The following is a 303-nucleotide window of genomic DNA, read 5'->3' as shown; positions in this document are numbered from 1 at the left end:
GCGGAAAGACCAACGGTGCAGTCGGCTTCTGACTCTTTTACCTGCTCTCACACGGTCTCTGATATGCGTCAGATCTTCCAGGACGATCACTTTCGCTTTCTGTTTAGCCGCTTGCTCAACAATTGATTTACTCACGACGTGATTGACGTGGGTGACATGCCGTCTTTCTTTGCCCGAAGCTTTTCGCAAGTGCTGTCTGGCACTTTGCGAGCCATTGCTTTGTAAACGCGCACGCAACCCCAAGTATTTATCTCGCTTATGTTTTAATTCGCCCGCTTTCCAAACCTTTCCGCTGGAAACCGC

Annotated in this window: 1 protein-coding gene; it reads right to left on the bottom strand. The window is 49.8% G+C overall.

From position 1 onward, the window contains the following. Window positions 1-303, bottom strand: a 303-nt coding sequence (locus M3080_RS09215) for an IS200/IS605 family accessory protein TnpB-related protein (protein WP_249092825.1), incomplete at both ends; no start/stop codon positions are given.

The sequence above is a fragment of the Parasutterella secunda genome (assembly GCF_023336895.1).
Classification (GTDB): domain Bacteria; phylum Pseudomonadota; class Gammaproteobacteria; order Burkholderiales; family Burkholderiaceae_F; genus Aphodousia; species Aphodousia faecalis.
Note: the sequence above shows the minus strand (reverse complement) of the source record. Positions and strands in the feature narration are given on the sequence as shown.